This is a genomic window from uncultured Ruegeria sp. (genome assembly GCF_947489545.1).
In the GTDB taxonomy this organism is placed as follows: Bacteria; Pseudomonadota; Alphaproteobacteria; order Rhodobacterales; family Rhodobacteraceae; genus Ruegeria.
In genome coordinates, this window is sequence record NZ_CANLDZ010000003.1 from 412,304 (window position 1) to 432,305 (window position 20,002).

General features: G+C 55.4%; 20 protein-coding genes, 2 tRNA genes and 1 pseudogene. 14 read left to right on the forward strand and 9 right to left on the reverse strand.

Going from position 1 to position 20,002, the window contains the following annotated elements:
- Positions 1-16: 16 nt before the first annotated feature.
- On the reverse strand, positions 17-331 hold the full coding sequence (locus Q1B13_RS06925) for a DUF2849 domain-containing protein (RefSeq protein ID WP_298932200.1): 315 nt from the start codon (positions 329-331) through the stop codon (positions 17-19).
- Positions 331-1,077: pseudogene (gene cobA, locus Q1B13_RS06930) on the reverse strand (uroporphyrinogen-III C-methyltransferase); the annotation flags it as partial. The gene Q1B13_RS06925 and the pseudogene cobA, both read right to left, overlap by 1 nt.
- Before the next feature lie 174 nt (positions 1,078-1,251).
- Here cobA and Q1B13_RS06935 point away from each other — a divergent pair.
- Positions 1,252-1,731 carry an Lrp/AsnC family transcriptional regulator gene (locus Q1B13_RS06935; protein WP_298932198.1) on the forward strand — a complete coding sequence of 160 codons (480 nt, stop codon included), beginning with the start codon at positions 1,252-1,254 and terminating at the stop codon, positions 1,729-1,731.
- Positions 1,732-1,736: 5 nt separating this feature from the next.
- Here the strand turns inward: Q1B13_RS06935 and Q1B13_RS06940 are convergent, their stop codons facing one another.
- On the reverse strand, positions 1,737-2,918 hold the full coding sequence (locus Q1B13_RS06940) for a cytochrome P450 (protein ID WP_299078807.1): 1,182 nt from the start codon (positions 2,916-2,918) through the stop codon (positions 1,737-1,739).
- Positions 2,919-2,965: 47 nt separating this feature from the next.
- Between Q1B13_RS06940 and Q1B13_RS06945 the strand changes: the two genes are divergently transcribed.
- The 7 genes from Q1B13_RS06945 (at position 2,966) to Q1B13_RS06975 (ending at position 10,382) form a co-directional block, all read left to right on the forward strand.
- Positions 2,966-4,699 (forward strand): ATP-binding protein, encoded by a 1,734-nt coding sequence (locus Q1B13_RS06945; RefSeq protein ID WP_299078771.1) that lies wholly within the window; start codon positions 2,966-2,968, stop codon positions 4,697-4,699.
- Positions 4,696-5,925 carry a sigma-54 dependent transcriptional regulator gene (locus Q1B13_RS06950; protein WP_299078810.1) on the forward strand — a complete coding sequence of 410 codons (1,230 nt, stop codon included), beginning with the start codon at positions 4,696-4,698 and terminating at the stop codon, positions 5,923-5,925. The genes Q1B13_RS06945 and Q1B13_RS06950 overlap by 4 nt, the downstream gene beginning before the upstream one ends.
- Before the next feature lie 296 nt (positions 5,926-6,221).
- The gene (locus tag Q1B13_RS06955) at positions 6,222-7,223 is read left to right on the forward strand and encodes a DctP family TRAP transporter solute-binding subunit (RefSeq protein ID WP_299078774.1); all 1,002 of its coding nucleotides are present in this window, start codon (positions 6,222-6,224) and stop codon (positions 7,221-7,223) included.
- 116 nt (positions 7,224-7,339) lie between these two features.
- Complete coding sequence (locus tag Q1B13_RS06960; RefSeq protein WP_298932195.1) at positions 7,340-8,017, forward strand: TRAP transporter small permease; 678 nt, start codon at positions 7,340-7,342, stop codon at positions 8,015-8,017.
- Positions 8,017-9,393 (forward strand): TRAP transporter large permease, encoded by a 1,377-nt coding sequence (locus Q1B13_RS06965; protein WP_298932193.1) that lies wholly within the window; start codon positions 8,017-8,019, stop codon positions 9,391-9,393. The genes Q1B13_RS06960 and Q1B13_RS06965 overlap by 1 nt, the downstream gene beginning before the upstream one ends.
- A gap of 154 nt (positions 9,394-9,547) precedes the next feature.
- Positions 9,548-9,859, forward strand: a complete 312-nt coding sequence (locus Q1B13_RS06970) for an SMR family transporter (protein WP_299078776.1) — start codon at positions 9,548-9,550, stop codon at positions 9,857-9,859.
- Positions 9,860-9,935: 76 nt separating this feature from the next.
- Positions 9,936-10,382, forward strand: coding sequence for a nucleoside deaminase (locus Q1B13_RS06975; protein WP_299078779.1), 447 nt, complete (start codon positions 9,936-9,938; stop codon positions 10,380-10,382).
- A gap of 24 nt (positions 10,383-10,406) precedes the next feature.
- Here the strand turns inward: Q1B13_RS06975 and tpiA are convergent, their stop codons facing one another.
- Together tpiA and Q1B13_RS06985 are read right to left on the reverse strand one after the other, a co-directional pair.
- Positions 10,407-11,156 (reverse strand): triose-phosphate isomerase, encoded by a 750-nt coding sequence (gene tpiA / locus Q1B13_RS06980; protein WP_299078780.1) that lies wholly within the window; start codon positions 11,154-11,156, stop codon positions 10,407-10,409.
- A 138-nt stretch (positions 11,157-11,294) separates the two neighbouring features.
- Entirely contained in the window at positions 11,295-11,660 is a 366-nt protein-coding gene (locus Q1B13_RS06985) for an iron-sulfur cluster assembly accessory protein (RefSeq protein ID WP_298932186.1), read from the reverse strand.
- A 218-nt stretch (positions 11,661-11,878) separates the two neighbouring features.
- Between Q1B13_RS06985 and Q1B13_RS06990 the strand changes: the two genes are divergently transcribed.
- Positions 11,879-12,220, forward strand: a complete 342-nt coding sequence (locus Q1B13_RS06990) for a hypothetical protein (RefSeq protein WP_298932184.1) — start codon at positions 11,879-11,881, stop codon at positions 12,218-12,220.
- Positions 12,221-12,467: 247 nt separating this feature from the next.
- On the opposite strand, the gene Q1B13_RS06995 is transcribed toward Q1B13_RS06990, so the two are convergent.
- From Q1B13_RS06995 to Q1B13_RS07005, 3 genes are all read right to left on the reverse strand, one after another.
- On the reverse strand, positions 12,468-12,830 hold the full coding sequence (locus Q1B13_RS06995) for an SUF system Fe-S cluster assembly protein (RefSeq protein WP_298932182.1): 363 nt from the start codon (positions 12,828-12,830) through the stop codon (positions 12,468-12,470).
- Between the two features lie 94 nt (positions 12,831-12,924).
- Complete coding sequence (locus tag Q1B13_RS07000; protein ID WP_298932180.1) at positions 12,925-13,203, reverse strand: hypothetical protein; 279 nt, start codon at positions 13,201-13,203, stop codon at positions 12,925-12,927.
- Positions 13,203-14,093, reverse strand: a complete 891-nt coding sequence (locus tag Q1B13_RS07005; protein WP_299078783.1) for an SPFH domain-containing protein — start codon at positions 14,091-14,093, stop codon at positions 13,203-13,205. Before Q1B13_RS07005 ends, Q1B13_RS07000 begins: the two co-directional genes overlap by 1 nt.
- Positions 14,094-14,268: 175 nt before the next feature.
- Here Q1B13_RS07005 and Q1B13_RS07010 point away from each other — a divergent pair, with 175 nt between their 5' ends.
- The 4 genes from Q1B13_RS07010 (at position 14,269) to lon (ending at position 19,505) form a co-directional block, all read left to right on the forward strand.
- Positions 14,269-15,180 (forward strand): nucleoside hydrolase, encoded by a 912-nt coding sequence (locus tag Q1B13_RS07010; RefSeq protein WP_298932175.1) that lies wholly within the window; start codon positions 14,269-14,271, stop codon positions 15,178-15,180.
- A 63-nt stretch (positions 15,181-15,243) separates the two neighbouring features.
- Complete coding sequence (gene tgt, locus Q1B13_RS07015) at positions 15,244-16,374, forward strand: tRNA guanosine(34) transglycosylase Tgt (RefSeq protein WP_299078786.1); 1,131 nt, start codon at positions 15,244-15,246, stop codon at positions 16,372-16,374.
- A gap of 115 nt (positions 16,375-16,489) precedes the next feature.
- Positions 16,490-16,873 (forward strand): DUF6636 domain-containing protein, encoded by a 384-nt coding sequence (locus tag Q1B13_RS27000; protein WP_367180700.1) that lies wholly within the window; start codon positions 16,490-16,492, stop codon positions 16,871-16,873.
- A gap of 223 nt (positions 16,874-17,096) precedes the next feature.
- Complete coding sequence (lon, locus tag Q1B13_RS07025) at positions 17,097-19,505, forward strand: endopeptidase La (RefSeq protein WP_299078792.1); 2,409 nt, start codon at positions 17,097-17,099, stop codon at positions 19,503-19,505.
- Between the two features lie 132 nt (positions 19,506-19,637).
- Here the strand turns inward: lon and Q1B13_RS07030 are convergent.
- Positions 19,638-19,712, reverse strand: a tRNA-Val gene (locus tag Q1B13_RS07030).
- Between the two features lie 213 nt (positions 19,713-19,925).
- Here Q1B13_RS07030 and Q1B13_RS07035 point away from each other — a divergent pair.
- A tRNA-Asp gene (locus tag Q1B13_RS07035) sits at positions 19,926-20,002 on the forward strand.

Below are 20,002 nucleotides of genomic sequence, written 5' to 3' on the forward strand. Positions count from 1 at the left end.
AGAGAGGGGCCTGAGGTCAGGTCCGGGGCTGCTGGGAAGTTTCCTGTTTGCCGTGGGCATAGTTGGACGGGCCAGTCCGGCGGAAGTCTTCCCGGAAATGGGTGGGTTCAGGGCCGCTTTCACCGGCTGCTGCGTCGGCAAGGTACGCTCCGACGATCTTGCTGGCCTGACGAGCCGCATCAAGCAGGCGAACCTGTGCGTGTGCTTCGTCCGTGATCAGCTCCGCTTCGGCCAGGTCACGGGACCAGCGGTCATCTTCGGTCTGATAAATCACATCGCCTTCCAGCAAATCGTTTGCAGTGACGACTTTTGGGGTAAAAGCGCGGGCCATCAGGCAAGCTCCTTATTGAATTCGGTGGCAGCCTGCGCCGCATCGCGCGGCGCAAGGCCATAAAATGTCAGGGCGGGGCCGTCCATTTCGGCGGCGGCCAGATCGGCCGGTAGTTGATCCAGCGTAGTGGGCAGAATGCGTTGATCAGGGCGCGATGCGTTTTCGACCAGAGTGACCGGCGTGGCGCGATCTGCGCCATGCATGATTAAGCGACCCTGAATGAAACGGGCAGACTTCTTGCCCATGTAGATGGCAGCAACAGAATCTGCGCGCGCTAGCGCGGCCCAGTCGTGATCGGCAAAACCCTTCATGTCATGCCCGGTCAGGAACCGGATAGAAGAGTTGCGGCCACGGCGGGTCAGGCTCTGACCTATTCCCGCAACTGCTGCGGATGCAGCGGTGATGCCGGGAATGATACGCCAGGGGATACCAGCAGCCTCAACCGCTTCGATTTCTTCGTCCAGGCGGCCAAATACAGTGGGGTCCCCGGATTTCAGGCGCACAATGCGCTTGCCTCGCAAGGCATGTTCGACCAGAAGCTGGTCAATATCTTCTTGCTTCCATGACGGTCCAAACCCAGCTTTTCCAACATCGACCAGCGCCGCATTTTGGCCTGCCAGCGCAAGAACCTCATCACTGATCAAACGGTCATGCAGGACAATCTCCGCCTGATCAAATGCAGACAGGGCCTTGAGCGTCAGCAATTCCGGATCACCTGGGCCGGCGCCAACAAAGTCGACATGTCCTGTGTCTTTTGTCTTTTGTGAATGCTGCATCGGATCGTCTCGAGCTTGGTTTGACTTGCCTCTCAATATAGGAAATATTCCCACCAAAGCGCCATATGCCCGTCGAAATAAGAACATATGTTCTAACTTGCGGATGCATCGGGACGTTGGTTTCGAAACGGAAGGAAATTTGGAATGTCGGTGCGCATAGACGACATGGATCGGAAAATTCTGGCCGAACTGCAGCGCGATGCCAGTCAGTCACTGGATGAAATCGCGGCCCAGGTCGGCAGTTCCAAGACACCGGTGTGGAATCGCATTCGCAAAATGAAAGGGGCCGGGATCATCGGTCAGCAGACTGTTTTGCTGGATGCCGAGGCGCTGGGATTCGAAGCGACGTTTTTCGTGTTGATCCGAACGTCTGAGCATGAGGCGGAATGGCAGCACAAATTCCTGAAAGCTTTGCGGGATCACCCGGAAGTGCAAGAAGCGCACCGGCTGGCAGGGGACATCGACTACATCCTGAAGGTCAGGGTTAAAAACGCCCGTGCTTACGATCAGTTCTATCAGTCTCTGATTTCAGAAGTACGGGTCCACAACGTAACCGCGTTGCTGTCGATGGAGGAGATCAAGTCGACCACAATGCTGCCGCTGAATGCGTTGGTTGAGGCTTGATAGGCTTAGGCCTGCACCAAAAGGCGTTCTAAGCCATGAAAGTGATAGCTGTTTGAATAAACAGGTTGTTCCGACAACCGCAGATTTGGGCATCTTTCGAACAGAACCGGCAGAGCGATCCGCATTTCCAGCCTAGCAAGCGGTGCGCCGACGCAGAAATGCAGTCCTCCGCCGAAGCTGGTGTTGGTTTGAATCGCACGCGCCGGATCGAACCTGTTTGGATCTGGCCAGATTGCAGGGTCACGATTCGCCCCGCCCAGCAGCAGAGCCACCTGATCCCCCCGCTTGAAGGAGTGCCCAAATAGTTCGGCCTGTTCATAAGCGTAGCGTGTGAACATGTGCAAAGGCGGGTCATACCGCAGGACTTCCTCGACAGTTTTGTCGATGGCATCGGCCGCGAACGCTTGCGGGCCGGTTCCGGTCTGCAACAGCGTTTTCACCCCGTTGCCAAGGGAATGGACCGTGGCTTCGTGGCCCGCATTTAGAATAAGTATGCAGGTCGCCACCAACTCGTCCCGAGAGAGCTTTTCGCCCTCCTCTTCGGCAGCGATTAGTCGGGTGATCAAGTCGTCTCGCGGATCACTGCGCCGGCTTCGAATGTAGTCGTCGAGAAAACTGGTGAAGTCCTGCGCAGATTGCGCGGCCCTGTCTTCGGTCTTGCGTGTGCGGCTGGCCTGATACATCGCGACCATGTCATGCGACCAGCGAAGCAGGCTGGGCGCCATATCCTCGGGGACGCCTAGCAGACGGCAGATCGTAATGACCGGAACCTGTGTGCAGTAGGTTTCCAGCAGATCAAATGGTCCAGCAGGGAAAGCATCGATAAGGGTGTTGCATAGATCTTCGATGGATGGCGTAAGCGCCGCGATGGCGCGCGACGTGAACGCTCGCATTACCAAAGCGCGCAGGCGCGTGTGCCGGGGTGGTTCGGCTTCCAGCAGCGAATGTGCCTCTACTGTAAGCCACGGCGCAAGGTGGTCTGGACCAACACGCGCTAATTCGGGCGGAACTTCACGACCAAACCGCCGATCACGAAACAACGTATGAACAGCATTATGAGACACCGCTGAGACCATGTTGTAGTCGTTCCAGTACACCAGATCTCCGCAATCCCGCGCCGCGTCGTAGAACGGGTATGGATCTTGTACGAAACCGGGATCAGTAGGAGATTGGTACAAAGTCTTCATGCGGCGCAGACTTGCCATGCGCCGCTCTGAATGCAAGACCCTATGTCATGCAAAGGATTTGGGTCATTGTCGGTTTCCTGTTTGCCGTCGGGCTGTTGTCAGCGGCGGTTTGGTCTTATGGCTACCGGCAGGCTGTGTCGCAATTGAGTGAAAAGGCCGAGGCTGATCTTGAGCTGGCGGCGGACCGGCTGAGCACTCAGATGCAAGTGTACCAGGAACTTGCGGTGCTGATGGCGAACCATCCCACCCTGCGCGGCATAGAAACACCCCAACAGCGTCAAGACGCAGAAAAAGTGCTTCTGGATGTGGCTGATAAAACAGCTGCCGTGAACATGATGTATCTGGACCTGAACGGCCAGATTCTGGCCTCGGCCCAACCGGTGGCTCAGCGCAGTATGGCCGGGCATCCGGCGTTTGAACGTGCTTTGCAAGGCGCAATGGGCAGCGCGCGCGGTGTTCAGCCCCTCAGCGGAGCACGCATTTATACCTACGCGGCCCCGACCTTTGGTCCCGAAGGGCAGGTAGAAGGGGCGTTGATGGTCGTCGCTGATGTGCAAGATGTTGAGCAGACCTGGCGCGGCAGTACCGAAGCGATCTTTTTTGTCGATACAGACGGTGTAGTCTTTATCTCAAACCGGTCTGATCTTCTGTTCTGGCGTCGCGCTGGCGGACAACCGGGGCTGATGCCACCTGATGATCAGGCGGTTGAATTCGCCTCGTCCTGGGTCGGAGGATATGAGCTGTGGACGCTGAACTGGGGTCGATACCTTCCGCGCCACGCGCTGCATCATACGCTTGATCTGCCGGTGATCGGCATGACGGCCGAGGTGCTAGTGGATGTTGCTCCGGCCCGGCGACTGGCGGGATTGCAGGCGGCTACGGTTGCTGCGATTTGCCTGGCCTTTGGTGCTTTGCTTTTTCTGGCGACCGAGCGGCGGCGCACCTTGGCCGAGGCGAATACCGTTCTCGAAAGCCGTGTCGCCAAGCGCACACGCGATTTGACGGTTGCCAACAGTGCCCTGCGGCGCGAGGTGGCGGAACGGCAAGAGGCCGAAGCGGCGCTGAAACAAGCGCAAGCTGATCTGGTTCAGGCCGGTAAACTAAGCGCTCTGGGACAAATGTCGGCTGGTATCAGTCATGAGCTTAACCAACCCCTAATGGCAATCAGGCAGTTTGCCGACAATGGAACGGCCTTTATGACCCGTGGCCAAGGCGAGAAAGCCGGCGAGAATTTGGGGCGCATTTCAGAAATGGCGTCGCGCATGGCGCGGATTATCAAGAACCTGCGCGCTTTTGCCCGAAACGAAAGTGAGCCTGCGGGACGGGTCGATCTGGTGCATATCCTCAATACCGCCGTTGAACTGACCGAAGCGCGCATGCGCGAGGAAGGCGCGTCATTGGATTGGGACCCGCCCGCCAATCCGGTCTATGTCTGGGGGGGCGAAGTGCGTCTGGTGCAGGTGTTCGTTAACCTGATCAACAACGCGTTGGATGCCATGGAGGATCGCTCGCGCAGACAGGTCACGATCGCTTTGTCCGGGCAAACGCGGCTGCGCGTCTCGGTGCGCGACACTGGCCCCGGAATCGCCGACCCGGATCGCGTGTTCGAGCCGTTTTATACGACCAAAAGCGTTGGTTCTTCGGATGGGATGGGGCTGGGCCTGTCAATCTCTTACGGTCTGGTTCAAAGCTTTGGGGGCGATATTCGTGGTTCAAATACCGCAGACGGGGCCGAGTTCACGGTGGAACTGGACCCTTTTGAGAAGGAAGATGCTGCATAATGCGGAAGGTCTTGTTGGTTGATGATGATGCTGCTGTACGTGAGGCTTTGTCACAGACGCTAGAGCTGGCGGATTACGCTCCTGTCGCCGCCGGGTCTTTTGTCGCCGCCAAGGATCACATCCGTGCCGACTTTCCCGGAGTAATTGTTTCGGACATTCGAATGCCCGGGCGGGACGGGTTCCATCTATTGTCATACGCCCGTGACATCGACCCGGATCTTCCAGTTATCCTTTTGACCGGAGAAGGCGATATTCCAATGGCCGTTCAGGCCATGGGGCAGGGGGCGTTTGATTTTCTGGAAAAACCTTGCGCCGCATCTGACTTGTTGGCTGTGTTAGAGAGGGCATTCACTGCCCGCAGACATGTTATCGAACAACGCGTGATTAAATCCGAACTTGAACGCGGCGACCCTGCGGCGCGTTTATTGTTTGGGCTGTCCGATCAAGCAGAAGCGTTACGTGATCGGGTACGCAATGTCGCCCTGACCGGCGCCGAGGTTCTGGTCAACGGCCCGCCCGGAAGTGGGATATCCAAAGTCGCCGAAGTGGTTCATCTGATGTCAGCTGTTGGGCAGGGGCCTTTCGTCAAACGCCAGGCCTCGGGTCTCAGCCCGAAAGATCTGGCCCTTGCCAGTGAGGACGCGAGTGGTGGGTCCTTGTTTCTCGATGAAGTCTCGGCAATGCCGCAGGCTACGCAATATACCGCGCTCGAGTTGGTCGAGCGGGGCACTGACGCGCGGATCATCGCGGGGACGACGGCGGATTTGTCGGCCCTGGCGTCCGAGGGGCAGTTCAACGCAGACCTTTTCTACCGACTGGACGTGATGCGCATTTTGATCCCTTCGCTTGCCGAACGTCCTGAGGACATTCCGGTCATCTTCCGTCACTATGTGTCACAAGCTGCTGAACAGGCGGGGATCGCTGAGCCTGAAATCACATCCGAGCATCTGGCTGCCCTTATGGCCAGCGATTGGCCAGGCAACGCGCGATCCCTGATGTCAGCGGCGATGCGGTTTGTACTTGGTATGCCGGAAGAAGTGGCAAAGGCCGGGGACCTTGGGTTGAGCGAGCAAATGGCGCAGGTCGAGAGGTCTTTGCTGATCGCGGCACTGGGCCGACATAATGGTAAAGCCTCAGATGCGGCCAAGGCACTCAAGCTTCCTCGCAAGACGTTTTACGACAAGCTGGCCCGTTATCAGATTCGACCAGAAGATTATCGTAGGTAAGCGGACTGTGGCTGCAGCAGATTTATTGCGCAGCGATTCGCCTACGCGATTCGTTAGGAGTGCGGAAATCCGCACAAACCTGCTCTGGCGTGTGCGGTTTTCCGCACTTTTTAGCGGTCAACGAAGCGCTCGATTGCAAAATTGCTTATAACGGTATGATTTATATATAAAAAAGCGACGTACTAGTTCGGTAGATCGAACCGTTGTGTGGTCAGGTTTGATTCGCTTCACTTCCGCCGTCTGGTGCTGATTAAGCGCCAATGGGAAGGTTCAAAGAAGTCTGGGAGGAAAAACAGATGAAAATCCTGACAACAGCCGCAACCGCGCTGGTGTTGACTGTGACCGCGACCGCCGGCATAGCAGCCTGCGACGATGGCGAGATCGTCGTGAAGTTCGCACATGTGACGAACACCGACAAACACCCTAAGGGCATCGCTGCGTCCTTGCTGGAACAGCGCGTCAACGACGAGATGAACGGCGTGATGTGTGTGGAGGTCTATCCGAACTCCACACTGTACAACGACGACAAAGTGCTCGAGGCGATGCTGCAAGGCGACGTACAGCTTGCTGCCCCTTCGCTGTCAAAGTTCGAAAAGTTCACCAAGCAGTTCCGCCTTTTCGATTTGCCATTCATGTTTAAGAACATTGATGCGGTCGACGCGTTCCAGGCGTCGGATGACGGTCAAGCCCTGAAAGACAGCATGCAGCGCCGCGGCCTTCAGGGGCTGGCCTTCTGGCACAATGGTATGAAGCAGATGTCAGCGAACAAGCCGCTGATGGATCCGTCTGATGCGGAAGGCCTGAAGTTCCGTGTTCAATCGTCGGACGTTCTGGTCGCTCAGATGGAAGCCATCGGGGGAAGCCCACAGAAAATGGCGTTCTCGGAAGTGTACGGTGCCCTGCAACAGGGCGTTGTAGACGGCCAAGAAAACACCTGGTCGAACATCTACGGGAAGAAGTTCTTTGAGGTGCAGGATGGCATCACGGAAACCAACCACGGTATCATCGACTATCTGGTTGTGACCTCGGTCGACTGGCTGGACAGCCTTGATCCGGAAGTGCGTGATCAGTTCCTGACGATCCTGAGCGAAGTGACTGAAACCCGCAATAAAGAGGCATTCTCGGTAAACGAAGCCGCAAAAGCGTCGATCACCGATGCGGGTGGTATCATTCGTGATCTGAACCCGGAACAGCGTCAGGCATGGGTTGATGCCATGAAGCCTGTTTGGGACCAGTTCTCTGGTGACGTCGGTCAGGACAAGATCGATGCGGCGCAAGCTATCAACGCCGGGTTCTGATCCAAGAACAGACCGCGCGTCCGGGGACTGGGGAGTTATGGGCGTATAGGTCGGGCGGGCCGGATTAGGCCCGCCATTTTTAACTCTCATCACAAAAAATGCGGGGACAGAGAGAGATGTCTGGTGCGAAATCCGGCCAAGGCGGGCTGGTCGACCATATCGAAGAAACCCTGATTGCGTTGTTGCTAGGCCTGATGACGGCCATAACCTTTGCCAACGTAATTGCGCGGTTTGTTTTTAATTCCAACATCCTATGGGCGCTGGAGCTGACCGTTTTTGCATTCGGCTGGCTGGTTCTTCTGGGTGCGTCATATGCGGTAAAAAAACATGCCCATCTGGGTGTGGATGCGATCCTGAACATGCTGGCACCTGCGCCAAGGCGGATCCTTGCACTGGTTTCCGTCGCGTGCTGTCTGGCGTTTTCACTGCTGATGCTGAAGGGCGCCTATGATTACTGGGCCGTCTTTGCGGATCTGCCGCCCACCTCGGGGCGATGGTTCCCGACCGGGTTCAATCTCGATGCCCGCAGTCAAAGCTTTTATGAAGTTGATGACATCCCAATGATCGCACCGCTGCGTTTTCTGGAAGAGATGATCAACTACGGCGAATACTACGAAAAGCTGCCAAAGGTTGTGCCTTACTTCATTCTTCCACTGTCGATGCTTTTGCTGGTCATTCGTTTTACTCAAGTCGCAATGCAGATTTGGCGCGGCGAAACCGACCGCCTGGTTGCCAGCCACGAGGTTGAGGACGAGATCGAAGAAGTTCGGGCCCAGCGGGGAGAACACGACTGATGGATGTTGTTCTTCTTTTCTCGATGGTCATCGGTCTGCTGCTAATTGGTGTTCCGATTGCGGTCGCATTGGGCCTCAGCTCGACCCTGTTCCTGCTGATTTATTCCGACAGTTCGCTGGCTTCGGTCGCAGGTACGCTTTTTGAGGCGTTCGAAGGCCACTTTACCTTGCTTGCGATCCCGTTCTTCATTCTGGCGTCGTCCTTCATGACTACGGGCGGCGTGGCGCGGCGGATTATCCGCTTTTCGATCGCTTGTGTCGGGCATTTGCCCGGAGGGTTGGCGATTGCGGGTGTGTTTGCGTGCATGCTGTTTGCTGCTTTGTCTGGCTCTTCTCCGGCGACTGTTGTGGCCATCGGGTCCATCGTTATCGCGGGCATGCGGCAGGTGGGGTATTCCAAGGAATTCGCGGCTGGTGTGATCTGTAACGCGGGCACTTTGGGCATCCTAATTCCACCTTCAATCGTGATGGTTGTTTACGCGGCAGCTGTCGAAGTCTCGGTCGGTCGCATGTTTCTGGCTGGCGTGATCCCGGGTCTTTTGGCCGGATTGATGCTGATGATCACAATCTACGTCATGGCTAAGGTTAAAAACCTGCCCAAGGGAGATTGGAAAGGGTGGGGCGAGATTTTCGTTTCGGCCCGCGAGGCCGGTTGGGGCCTGTTTCTGATCGTGATCATCCTGGGCGGGATCTATGGCGGTATCTTCACGCCGACCGAAGCTGCTGCGGTGGCCGCGGTTTATGCCTTCTTCATTGCAAGCTTCGTCTACAAGGACATGGGCCCGCTCAGTACCGAAGACGGAACGCCAAACCGGTCCCTGCTGTCCAAGCCTTATGCTTTGGCAACAGCGCTGTTCCATCCGGATACAAAGCACACTTTGTTTGAGGCGGGTAAGCTGACAGTAACCTTGTTGTTCGTCATCGCCAACGCGCTGATCCTCAAGCATGTTTTGACAGATGAACAGGTCCCGCAGCATATCGCCAGTGCCATGTTGTCTGCGGGTCTTGGGCCTGTCACTTTCCTGATTGTGGTCAATGTGATCCTGCTAATCGGGGGTCAGTTCATGGAACCTTCGGGCCTGTTGGTGATTGTTGCACCACTGGTCTTTCCGATAGCTATCGAACTGGGGATTGATCCAATCCATCTCGGTATCATCATGGTGGTAAACATGGAGATCGGGATGATCACGCCTCCGGTCGGGTTGAACCTGTTTGTCACATCAGGCGTCGCTGGAATGCCGATGATGAGTGTTGTGAGAGCGGCACTGCCGTTTCTGGCCGTGTTGTTCGTTTTCCTGATCATGGTGACATACATACCTTGGATTTCGACATTCCTGCCGAACACCTTCATGGGGCCCGAAATCATAACCAACTAGCCGGTACGTGCTTAGCAATCGACCGGGCGTCTGAAACCGCCCGGTCTTCTTGTGTCTTGAACCGGTATTTTCAGATATTATCTAACAGTCAGAGGACGACCTCCCCAAACCGGGAAATCAGTCGGGACGACCCGACCTGTTCTGAGGTGTTCTTATGTCCTGGATTTTTCTTTTGTTCGCCGGCTTGCTGGAAATCGTTTGGGCGGTTGCCATGAAGCAATCAGCCGGGTTCACGCGCTTGTGGCCTACAGCGATCATGGGCGTGTCGATGATCGGATCATTTGGCCTGCTGGCGCTAGCGATGCGCACCTTGCCGCTTGGCACGGCTTATGTCATCTGGACCGGCATCGGCGCCGTTGGTGCGTTTATGGTTGGCATCATGTTTTTGGGTGAAGCCATAACGCCATTTCGCATCCTGGCTGCGGTTTTGATTGTCTCAGGTCTTGTTGTCATGAAGATATCCTAACTGAATCATCCTGCCGTTGACGCATTCTGGCGCCTTCGGCAGGATGATCGCAGGGATCGAACAAGGAACCTCCGACATGCTTACCGAAACCGACGATGGTTTGCTGCGTATCGCCTTTGACGAAGCTAAGGCGGGGTTTGAAGAAGGGGGCTGCCCGATCGGATCGGTTTTGGCCCGAAATGGGCGGGTTGTCTCACAAGGGCGCAACCAACGCGTTCAACGTGGCGACCCGATTGCGCATGGCGAAATGGACGCGCTGCGCAAAGCTGGGCGTCAGCGAACCTATCGGGACACCGTGCTCTATACGTCTTTGTCGCCTTGCATGATGTGCTCCGGAACCATCGTTCAGTTTGGCATTCCGCGGGTTGTTATCGGCGACACTCAGAATTTTGGGGGTAACGAAGACTTCCTGCGTGAACGAGGTGTCGAGGTCATCCTGGCGGAGGACCCCGATTGCATTGCACTGATGAAGCGGTTCATCGAAGAAAAGCCCGAGCTTTGGGCTGAAGACATTGCGGAATAAGGATTATGCCCTCTTGAGTAGTGTTCAGATGCTCTCCAGCGCCTGAATAATGCCCGAAAAATCTTCGGCCTTTAAGCTCGCGCCGCCTACCAAAGCACCATCGACGTTTGAAACGCCGAAGATTTCGGTGGCATTGCCTGGCTTGACGGACCCACCGTACAGCAGGCGCACCGATCGACCGACGCCTTCGCCAAATCGGCGTTCCAACCGGGCGCGGATGAAATCGTGAACCTCACCGATCTCTTCCAGTGTCGGAACCTTGCCGGTGCCGATGGCCCAGATCGGCTCATAGGCAACCACCAGATTCTCACCTGTCGACTGATCCGGGACAGACCCGGACAATTGGCCGCCAATGATGTCCAATGTATTGGCCGCGTCGCGCTGCTCCAGGCTTTCACCGACACAGATGATCGCCTGCAACCCGGCATCCATAACTGTCCGTGCTTTTGCGCGCACATCTTCGTTTTGTTCGCCGTGATCCACGCGACGTTCGGAATGACCTAGGATCACGGCGCTTGCTCCTGCGTCCTTCAGCATGTCAGCGCTGACATCGCCTGTATGAGCACCCGAGGCGTCCGCATGACAATCCTGACCGCCAACCGAAACGTCGGTATTTTCGACCGCAGCGGCGGCGCGATGAAGCAGGGTTGCGGGGGGGCAAATCAGGATATCGAGGGAAGGAGAGGGATGAAGGGCCGCAAGCCGTTCAAGCTCGCTCAGCGCAGCGCTGGTTCCGTTCATTTTCCAGTTTCCAGCCGCCAGCTTACGCCGCATATCCAATCCTCTCGTAACGCTATGTCATTTGATATATCGGATAACACCGTCTGGAAGGCCTGACAATTCCGGTTGGAGATTGCACGAGTATCGCCTGAAGGTCAGCCCAATCGAAACGCAAGACTATTGCAGAAGAATTCAGCCCTGCGATGCAAGGTTTTCATCAAATTTGATCGATTCCCCGCAGCCGCAGGCATCGACAACATTCGGGTTCTTAAACTTGAAACCAGCTTCCAGCAACGAGACCTCATAGTCGATTTCAGTGCCAAACAGGAACATCTGCGCCATTGGGGCGATCATCACACGCGCGCCGTCATGTTCGACAACTTCGTCATGCGGGTCAGGCTGATCAACATATTCCATGGTGTATTCCATGCCTGCGCATCCGCCTTTTTTGACGCCAATGCGCAACCCCGCATGACCGCCGGATGACATCAGGCGGGTAATCTGCTCTGCAGCTTTGGGCGTTATGGTCACGGCCTGCTTGCCGGGAATGCCAAACATCTGAGTCTCCGTCGTCGCACGTTACCTTCAATCTAGGGCCGACTTAGGTGAGGCTCAAGTATGTGTGTGGAAAAGAACGGATTTTCACACCGATTATGACTTTTCTGATGTTTCTGAAACGATGGCTTGTTTTGGCCGTACTGATCGACTTAGCTTTCCAATGTACGACCCACTTTCATTGAATGCTGCTACGCAACCCGACCAGAAAGGTGACAGGAATGAACGCACTAAACATCAAGGTCAATGTATTGGTAAAGCTGGTGCCAGTGTTCTGTGTTGCTGGTGTCATGGCAATCGGCCCAGCGTTTGCCGCCTCGGACACCGACAGGCATCCGGTTAATTGCGCAACAGCTGAAGGTGATTTGCGCGCCATTGATGCCGAAAAAAAGCATGCCGAGGACAAGCAACTTGAGAGTGTGGCGGCCATTACACCTGCTGGGGCGCTGCTGGGTCTGGTCACGGGAACTGAGAACAAAAGGCTTAAGATGTTGTCAGGGGATTACATTACACAGCTTGATGCACGATCCGCCGAAATCAAATCGACCTGTGGTCTGAAATAACATCTGGCAGCAAGAGACGTTTCCATGAAAAAGGACCGTTCTCGGGCAAGAACGGTCCGTATTCTGGGCCAGGGTCTTTTGGGGGCGGCAGTTGGTCAGTCGGCCCGTGCATATAACGCGAAACGGTCATTGCGGCGTCAACGCGCCACATATGTCTCGCAACTATGTGACAGCCTCTGCACAGTTAAGTAACAGATAAACAACCGTTTTGTGACAAATGTTCGGAATGCGAGCAGATGCCGCCCACTTACATGAAGCCGAGTTCCAGTCGAGCCTCATCTGACATCATTTCCATACCCCAGGGTGGTTCCCAGGTCAGTTCGACATCTACTTCTTTTACGCCAGCGACTGGTTCAATGGCTTCAACGATCCATCCAGGCATCTCACCAGCAACCGGGCAGCCGGGTGCGGTCAAGGTCATGATCACCTTCACGGCGTTGTCGCTGGCGATATCGATTGTATAGATCAGCCCAAGGTCGTAGATGTTAACGGGGATTTCGGGGTCAAAGACCGTCCGGCACGCTTCAACCACAAGCTCGTACAAAGGGTGTTCTATTGTCGACGGCGCAATCAGCGGTGTGCCTTCAAACTGTTCGCTTGGGTGGGTCATTGGTGCCTCGGGTCAGTTGCCTGAGTGATTATATAGGGAATGCCCGCCACAGCGTCCAGTGGGGCAATGGCGCCAAGTTTGGCGCCAAAGCTGTTTAGTCATTGATATCGTGTTCAAAGGTTTTCACCTGTCCGTGCGGTCGAGCGAACATTCGACGCAGGATAAGCCAGGCCACCAAGGAAAGAACCGCGAATATCAGTAACAGAAAGGATAAAGACGGTACAAACCCCGGAATGACCAGTAGAAGGCCCGTGATCGCCGCACCAATTGCAAAGCCCAGAAATATGAAACCGGGCAGGGCGACCTCAAGGATCGCAAGCGCAAGTGCGGCGGCCAGCCAAATCCACCAAGTTAGCCAAACGGGGTCCGCCATCACTTTCCTCCTTTAAGCATCTTGAACGCATCTCCAAAGGCTTCAATTGCGTTTGCAGGAACGATGATCGTCTGTTTTCCAGAACCGTTGCCTAGTGCGTTCAGCGATTCAACTTGCTTCAGAGCGACCTGATATTGTGCCGCTTCGATACCGTTGTCTTGAATGGCTTTGGCAACGACACCTGTGGCATAGGCTTCGGCGTCAGCCTGGATACGGCGGGCCTTGGCTGTTTGCTCGGCCGCGTACAATTCGGCATCGGCTTGCAACTCGACCGAGCGCTTCAGACCTTCAGCTTCAGTCACCTGGGCGCGGCGTGCGCGTTCGGCATTCAACTGCTGCAACATGGCGTCCCGAGTCGCCTGATCCAGATTCACATCGAGAATCTCAGCGCGGGTAACCTGTATGCCCCAGTCGTCCACAGCCGTTTCGACACTTTCCTGAATACGATTAATCAGTTGCGAGCGGTTTGACTGGACTTCGTCCAGATCCATTTTACCGATTTCTGCACGGACGATGCCAGCTACGGTGGTGGCGATTGCTCCGTCGACGTCCCGAATACGGTAAACGGTCTTTTCCGGTTCAAGAATTCGATAAAAGACCGAAGTGTCGATTTGCACCAGAACGTTGTCTTTGGTGATCGCATCCTGGGTTGCGTTCGGCAACTGACGTTCCAGAATCGAAATCTTGTGGCGCGCAACATCCAGAAACGGGACGATAAAGTTGATGCCGGGGCCAAGGACCGAGTGCAGGCGACCGAAACGTTCGACCACGAATTTTTCGGATTGCGGGACGATCTTGATGCCCTTGAGGATGACGATAACCACCAAAACGGCGGCCAAGACGTAAATTATGTTTGATGATAGCAACCCAATAATCTGGTCTTCGATCATATCTGTCCTCTTTTATTGTGTACGATGGTATACATTTAAGGGTTGAGTCGTGTGATTTCAACTCTGGTATGGATGGAAACAAGACGGATGCAAACGTTCAAATGGGATAATTTTTGGCCGAATTTATGCATTGTGACCGCTTTGCATCCATATCAGACTAAGATATCGGGGCGCTATGAAACTGATAATCGACACTGACCCTGGCATCGATGATGCAATGGCCATCGCATATGCTGCTGCGGCGCCTGAAATTGAGCTGGTTGGCTTGACCACCGTTTTTGGCAATACGCATGTGCACCAATCCAGTCGTAATGCACGGTATTTGCTGGATAAATTGGGATTGTCTATCCCGGTGGCACAAGGCGCGTCTTTCCCGCGCGGATCGGAGAGTCATACCCCCTCCGAACATGTTCATGGGCCCGAGGGATTTGGTGATCTGACAGACATTCCGGAAATCGGTTACAACCATGCTTTGCCTGCGGCTGAGTTCCTTGCCGAAATGGCCCGTGTACACAAAGGCGAACTGGTGGTCTGTGCGATTGGGCCTTTGACCAATATTGCGGACGCAATCCGCCTTGATCCCGAGTTTTCGTCGAATCTGAAGCGGCTGGTGATCATGGGCGGTGCGGTTTTCTGCCCTGGCAATATCACTGAACATGCAGAGGCGAATATCTATCACGATGCTGCGGCCGCAAACGAAGTCTTTGCGACCCCACCGGAAACCGTGTTGGTTGGTTTGGATGTGACGCTGAAAACCTTGTACGAGGCCGCCGATTTCGAAGCGCTGGCCAGTCGATCCCCTCATATGGGGGCGTTCCTGCACGATATCTCTCGGTTCTATCTGAAATTCTACAAGGAAATTGGTGGGTTAGAAGGGTGCGGATTGCATGATTCAACGGCAGTGATCGCCTGCACACATGATCCGATGTTCGACATGGCTTCAATCGGCCTTCAAGTCATCGCGCACGGACCTGAATTGGGGGCGACGCGGCCGGATCCGTCCCGTCCGTCGATCTCTGTTTGCCGCAATGTTGACGGGGCAGGGGTGGTTCGATTGTTTACGGACCGCGTCGCCTCATTGCCCTGACGGGTTGCATTGGGCGGGTTGATCGGGCAAATGCTGCCCGGTTCCGCGATCCGAGTTGATAACATGACCCAGCGATTTTCATTTGAACTGAAAGCCACGGACGGCAAGGCCCGGAATGGTGTCATCAAGACGCCGCGCGGTGACGTGCGTACACCAGCCTTTATGCCCGTTGGGACAGCGGCGACGGTCAAGGCGATGATGCCCGAAAGCGTGCGTGCTACTGGCGCGGATATCCTGCTGGGCAACACCTATCACCTGATGTTGCGTCCAACCGCGGAACGGATCGACCGTTTGGGCGGGCTACACAAGTTCATGAACTGGGATCGACCGATCCTGACGGACTCAGGCGGGTTTCAGGTCATGTCACTGGCGGGCCTGCGCAAGCTGACCGAGAAGGGCGTGACCTTCAAATCGCATATTGACGGCTCCAAACACGAATTGTCACCGGAACGGTCGATGGAGATTCAGCGCCTGCTGGGGTCTGACATCGTCATGTGTTTCGACGAATGTCCCGCCTTGCCAGCCGATCGTGATCGCATTGCCGAATCTATGCTCCTGTCGATGCGATGGGCGGACCGGTCCCGTGAAGCGTTCGGCGACCGTCCGGGGCACGCGCTGTTTGGTATCATGCAGGGCGGGTTAGAGCGTGATCTGCGCGAGGAAAGCGCCGAAGCTTTGAAAAACATCGGGTTTGAAGGCTATGCAATAGGCGGTCTGGCCGTAGGTGAAGGGCAAGAGGCGATGTTCTCCTGCCTCGACTACGCCCCCGGTTTCCTGCCCGAAGACAAGCCCCGATACCTTATGGGTGTCGGAAAGCCTGATGATATCGTTGGGGCGGTTGCACGTGGCATTGACATGATGGATTGCGTGCTGCCTTCACGGTCTGGCCGCACAGGCCAGGTGTTTACGCGGTTTGGCGTTGTGAACATCAAAAACGCAAGGCACGCCGATGATCCGCGTCCCTTGGACGAGGCATGTTCGTGTCCTGCATGCTCGAACTACTCACGTGCCTATCTGCACCACGTCTTCCGCGCGAATGAGATGATATCGGGCATGCTGCTGACATGGCACAACCTGCATTACTTTCAGGAGATCATGCAGGATATGCGCGATGCGATTTCCGCAGGGACGTTTGAGCGGTGGCAGGAGCAGTTCCACACACAGCGCGCGCAGGGCGATATCGCGCCAGTTTGACCATCCTTTTCGGTGACAATGCGGCTTAAAAACGGTACACTGTTTCTAGATTATTACAGTGTATTTTTGCGATTTGACCCCGGAGGCTTTGATGTTCCGCCCACTGATCGGCGCGATGATTATATGCGCCACGCCCGCGTTTTCTGATGTCTGGACATTTGAAACCCCGTCAGAAAACATACAATGCTCAGTTGGTGAAAGTGCGGGATTTTCCGACATTCAATGTACGATCATTGAACGCAATGGCCCACCGGCATTGCCGCGACCCGCGAACTGTCAGGCTGATTGGGGGCATGAATTCTTGATGAACAACACGGGCAACGTCCAGATGGTATGCGCGGTCCTTAGCCGCCATCGCGACGGGTATCACCGGGCTGAATACGGCGTAACAGGCCAGTTTGGCGGATTTGTGTGCCATTCATCAAAAAAGGGGCTGGAGTGCACAAACCAGGATGGTCACGGGTTCTTTTTGTCCCGGGCGGTTCAACGCATCTTTTGAGGACAGGGCGAATAACTTAGTCGCGTGTTTTGACAATTTTCGGTGGATATGTCCCGCGGACGTCTTGCAGTCGGTAACACCTCGGGTCATTCTGAATTTTGATACATGGCGGTAAGGTTGAAAAAGGGCGATGCGGCCCCACCTTTATCGTCCAAGACAGGAGATGGCCGAGTGTTGCCTCGATGAGGGACCGGAGCCGTCTTGCCAACGATAAGGATAGAGCATGCAAGAGCCTCTGAATTCCTCATACCCCGTCCTGCCGCTGCGCGACATCGTGGTGTTCCCACATATGATCGTGCCGCTGTTTGTCGGCCGCGATAAGTCGGTCCGCGCGCTGGAAGAGGTGATGCAGGATGACAAGCAAATTCTGTTGTCCAGCCAAGTCGACCCAGGCGTCGATGATCCGGATGTTGATGGTATTTACCGGTCCGGTGTTCTGGCCAACGTTCTGCAACTGCTGAAGCTGCCCGACGGCACCGTGAAGGTGCTGGTTGAAGGTCAGGCGCGGGTACAGATCACAGAATTTCTGGAAAACGACAACTTCTTTGAAGCCCGCGCGGAATACCTGACAGAGATGCCCGGCGACGTGACCACGACGCAGGCACTGCTGCGCACCGTCGGAGATGAGTTCGAGCGCTATGCAAAAGTGCGCAAGAACATCCCCGAAGAAGCGCTGACCGCTGTGGGTGAAACCACTGAACCCGCCAAGCTGGCGGATCTTGTGTCCGGCCATCTTGGGATCGAAGTTGAGCAAAAGCAGGAGCTGCTTGAAACGCTCAGCGTCAGCGAGCGGCTTGAGAAAGTCTATGGCTTGATGCAGGGCGAAATGTCGGTTTTGCAGGTCGAAAAGAAGATCAAGACCCGCGTAAAATCCCAGATGGAGAAGACGCAGCGCGAATACTATCTGAATGAGCAGATGAAGGCCATTCAGAAGGAACTTGGTGATGGCGAAGACGGCTCGAACGAAGTTGCTGAGCTGGAAGAGAAAATCGCCGAGACCAAGCTGTCGAAAGAGGCGCGTGAAAAGGCCGAAGGTGAGCTGAAGAAGCTGCGCAACATGAGCCCGATGTCGGCTGAAGCCACTGTCGTGCGCAACTATCTGGACTGGATTTTGTCGCTGCCATGGGGCACCAAGTCTCGCGTCAAGAAAGATCTGGGTCGCGCGCAGAAGGTCCTGGATGACGATCACTATGGCCTTGAGAAGGTCAAAGAACGGATCGTCGAATATCTGGCAGTTCAGCAGCGTTCGAAAAAGCTAAAAGGCCCGATCATGTGCCTTGTCGGCCCTCCAGGCGTGGGTAAGACCAGCTTGGGGAAATCGGTCGCCAAAGCCACCGGGCGCGAGTTCATTCGTATCTCGCTGGGTGGGGTGCGTGACGAATCCGAGATCCGCGGTCACCGTCGGACATACATTGGTTCTATGCCCGGCAAGATCATTCAGGCGCTGAAAAAGGCGAAGACCACGAACCCGCTCATCCTGCTCGATGAAATCGACAAGATGGGGCAGGACTTTCGTGGCGATCCGGCCTCGGCCATGCTTGAGGTTTTGGACCCGGAACAGAACAACACGTTCATGGACCACTATTTGGAAGTGGAATATGACCTGTCGAACGTGATGTTCCTGACCACGTCCAACAGCTACAACATGCCCGGGCCCTTGCTTGACCGGATGGAGATCATTCCGCTGGCCGGCTACACCGAGGACGAAAAAAGCGAGATCGCCAAGCAACACCTGATCGGCAAGCAGGTCAAAAACCATGGCCTTAAGGACAAGGAATTTGAACTGACCGATGAAGCGCTGCAAAAGATGATCCGCACATATACCCGTGAAGCGGGCGTGCGGAATCTTGAGCGTGAGATCGCCAAGGTGGCTCGAAAATCGCTGACCAAGATCATCAAGAAAGAGGCGGAAACCGTTAAGGTGACACCGGATAATCTTGATGAGTTCCTTGGAGTTCCCAAGTTCCGCTACGGTCTGGCTGAACAGGACGATCAGGTCGGTGTTGTCACCGGTCTGGCCTGGACGTCAGTGGGTGGTGATCTGCTTCATATCGAAGCTCTGAAACTGCCCGGCAAAGGTCGGATGAAGACCACAGGTAAGCTGGGCGATGTGATGAAAGAATCCATCGACGCGGCCTCCTCCTACGTGCGTTCCATCTCGCCTCAGATCGGGGTGAAGCCACCCAAGTTCGATAAGTTGGACATCCACGTCCACGTGCCGGATGGCGCAACGCCAAAAGATGGCCCAAGTGCGGGTCTGGCAATGGTGACCTCGATCGTGTCGGTGCTGACCGGTATTCCGGTGCGCAAGGACATTGCCATGACGGGTGAGGTCTCGTTGCGCGGCAACGCAATGCCAATCGGCGGTTTGAAGGAAAAGCTGTTGGCGGCGCTTCGTGGCGGTATCAAGACCGTTCTGATCCCCGAGGAAAACGAAAAGGATCTGGCCGAGATTCCGGACAACGTGAAGGAAGGTCTGGACATCATCCCGGTGGCGCATGTCTCAGAGGTTCTGAAACAAGCTTTGGTGCGTGCGCCTGAGCCGATCGAGTGGGACGAAGCCGCTGAGGAAGCGGCCGCGGCTGCAGCCAAAGCAGCAGAAAGTACAAGCCCGTCTGCTACGGCCCATTAGATCAATCTCAGACTATCGAAAGGGCGCATCTTATGGGTGCGCCTTTTTTTGTTTCTCACGATACATCTAACCGGCCATCTGGTAGCTGATCGAGGAAAGGTAAATAAAGTCAGAGATTTACCGGCGAAGGTTTGGTGGGTGATAAGAGATTTGAACTCCTGACATCTTCGATGTGAACGAAGCGCTCTACCACTGAGCTAATCACCCGCGCGGCGCGCTTCTACAGCGGCTTTGGGAATTGCGCAAGACCGGTGGGCAATCAACTGCGCTACCAGAGCGGAATAGTTCAACCTGATCTTGTTCCTCCGACTAACAGCTTGGGAAAAAATCAGCTGAGCGCAAAAAACTTCAAAACGCCGCTTGACGATACCGGGGCGGACCCATAATACACCCCAACGTTCAGCAATGAACGGGCAGCGGGCGGTTGTAGCTCAGATGGTTAGAGTACCGGCCTGTCACGCCGGGGGTCGCGGGTTCGAGCCCCGTCAACCGCGCCA

Bases quoted from the DNA above. Each gene is read 5' to 3' on its own strand.
- Q1B13_RS06990 (WP_298932184.1), top strand. From the start codon at position 11,879: ATGAACGCACTAAACATCAAGGTCAATGTATTGGTAAAGCTGGTGCCA.
- Q1B13_RS06965 (WP_298932193.1), top strand. From the start codon at position 8,017: ATGGATGTTGTTCTTCTTTTCTCGATGGTCATCGGTCTGCTGCTAATT.
- Q1B13_RS06960 (WP_298932195.1), top strand. From the start codon at position 7,340: ATGTCTGGTGCGAAATCCGGCCAAGGCGGGCTGGTCGACCATATCGAA.
- Q1B13_RS27000 (WP_367180700.1), top strand. From the start codon at position 16,490: ATGATTATATGCGCCACGCCCGCGTTTTCTGATGTCTGGACATTTGAA.
- lon (WP_299078792.1), top strand. From the start codon at position 17,097: ATGCAAGAGCCTCTGAATTCCTCATACCCCGTCCTGCCGCTGCGCGAC.
- Q1B13_RS06985 (WP_298932186.1), bottom strand. From the start codon at position 11,660: ATGTTTGGCATTCCCGGCAAGCAGGCCGTGACCATAACGCCCAAAGCT.
- tpiA (WP_299078780.1), bottom strand. From the start codon at position 11,156: ATGCGGCGTAAGCTGGCGGCTGGAAACTGGAAAATGAACGGAACCAGC.
- Q1B13_RS06945 (WP_299078771.1), top strand. From the start codon at position 2,966: ATGCAAAGGATTTGGGTCATTGTCGGTTTCCTGTTTGCCGTCGGGCTG.
- Q1B13_RS07010 (WP_298932175.1), top strand. From the start codon at position 14,269: ATGAAACTGATAATCGACACTGACCCTGGCATCGATGATGCAATGGCC.
- Q1B13_RS06935 (WP_298932198.1), top strand. From the start codon at position 1,252: ATGTCGGTGCGCATAGACGACATGGATCGGAAAATTCTGGCCGAACTG.
- Q1B13_RS06975 (WP_299078779.1), top strand. From the start codon at position 9,936: ATGCTTACCGAAACCGACGATGGTTTGCTGCGTATCGCCTTTGACGAA.
- Q1B13_RS06940 (WP_299078807.1), bottom strand. From the start codon at position 2,918: ATGAAGACTTTGTACCAATCTCCTACTGATCCCGGTTTCGTACAAGAT.
- Q1B13_RS06955 (WP_299078774.1), top strand. From the start codon at position 6,222: ATGAAAATCCTGACAACAGCCGCAACCGCGCTGGTGTTGACTGTGACC.
- Q1B13_RS07005 (WP_299078783.1), bottom strand. From the start codon at position 14,093: ATGATCGAAGACCAGATTATTGGGTTGCTATCATCAAACATAATTTAC.
- tgt (WP_299078786.1), top strand. From the start codon at position 15,244: ATGACCCAGCGATTTTCATTTGAACTGAAAGCCACGGACGGCAAGGCC.
- Q1B13_RS06995 (WP_298932182.1), bottom strand. From the start codon at position 12,830: ATGACCCACCCAAGCGAACAGTTTGAAGGCACACCGCTGATTGCGCCG.
- Q1B13_RS07000 (WP_298932180.1), bottom strand. From the start codon at position 13,203: ATGGCGGACCCCGTTTGGCTAACTTGGTGGATTTGGCTGGCCGCCGCA.
- Q1B13_RS06925 (WP_298932200.1), bottom strand. From the start codon at position 331: ATGGCCCGCGCTTTTACCCCAAAAGTCGTCACTGCAAACGATTTGCTG.
- Q1B13_RS06970 (WP_299078776.1), top strand. From the start codon at position 9,548: ATGTCCTGGATTTTTCTTTTGTTCGCCGGCTTGCTGGAAATCGTTTGG.